Source organism: Lysinibacillus odysseyi 34hs-1 = NBRC 100172 (assembly GCF_001591965.1).
Taxonomy (GTDB): domain Bacteria; phylum Bacillota; class Bacilli; order Bacillales_A; family Planococcaceae; genus Lysinibacillus_B; species Lysinibacillus_B odysseyi.
Window position 1 is genome coordinate 1 of the sequence record NZ_BCVX01000030.1, and the last position, 1,321, is coordinate 1,321.

At 48.6% G+C, this 1,321-nt stretch carries 1 rRNA gene; it reads left to right on the forward strand.

Annotated features, from left to right (window positions below):
- Positions 1–131: 131 nt before the first annotated feature.
- Positions 132–1,321 (forward strand): 23S ribosomal RNA (locus BOD01S_RS22260); the annotation flags it as partial.

Here is a 1,321-nt window from a genome sequence, read left to right on the forward strand (position 1 = left end):
TTTGAAAACTGGATAAAACGACATTGAAAGCAAACACAAATTTCTATCTTTTAATAGATAAGAGTCAAACAAGTCAAGCAATTGACGTGTGAACTAAAAGTCTAACTCTTTTGAGTTAGCGTTAACTTATTGGTTAAGTTAATAAGGGCGCACGGTGGATGCCTTGGCACTAGGAGTCGATGAAGGACGGCACTAACACCGATATGCCTCGGGGAGCTGTAAGTAAGCTTTGATCCGGGGATTTCCGAATGGGGGAACCCACTGCGTTTAATGGCGCAGTACTTTCGCGTGAATTCATAGCGCGTTAGAGACAGACCCAGGGAACTGAAACATCTAAGTACCTGGAGGAAGAGAAAGAAAATTCGATTCCCTGAGTAGCGGCGAGCGAAACGGGAAGAGCCCAAACCAAGAGGCTTGCCTCTTGGGGTTGTAGGACACTCTATACGGAGTTACAAAGGAATGATTTAGGCGAAGCGACTTGGAAAGGTCCGCCAGAGCAGGTAAAAGCCCTGTAGCTAAAAAGTTATTCCCTCCTGAGTGGATCCTGAGTACGGCGGAACACGTGAAATTCCGTCGGAATCCGGGAGGACCATCTCCCAAGGCTAAATACTACCTAGTGACCGATAGTGAACCAGTACCGTGAGGGAAAGGTGAAAAGCACCCCGGGAGGGGAGTGAAATAGAACCTGAAACCGTGTGCCTACAAGTAGTTAGAGCCCGTTAATGGGTGATAGCGTGCCTTTTGTAGAATGAACCGGCGAGTTACGATTACGTGCGAGGTTAAGTTGAGAAGACGGAGCCGCAGCGAAAGCGAGTCTGAATAGGGCGAAATAGTACGTGGTCGTAGACCCGAAACCAGGTGATCTACCCATGTCCAGGGTGAAGGTGAGGTAACACTTACTGGAGGCCCGAACCCACGCACGTTGAAAAGTGCGGGGATGAGGTGTGGGTAGCGGAGAAATTCCAATCGAACTTGGAGATAGCTGGTTCTCTCCGAAATAGCTTTAGGGCTAGCCTCGTGATTAAGAATACCGGAGGTAGAGCACTGTTTGGACTAGGGGGGCATCTCGCTTTACCGAATTCAGACAAACTCCGAATGCCGGATATTTATGCACGGGAGTCAGACTGCGAGTGATAAGATCCGTAGTCAAAAGGGAAACAGCCCAGACCACCAGCTAAGGTCCCAAAGTAATCGTTAAGTGGAAAAGGATGTGGCGTTGCTTAGACAACCAGGATGTTGGCTTAGAAGCAGCCATCATTTAAAGAGTGCGTAATAGCTCACTGGTCGAGTGACGCTGCGCCGAAAATGTATCGGGGCTAAA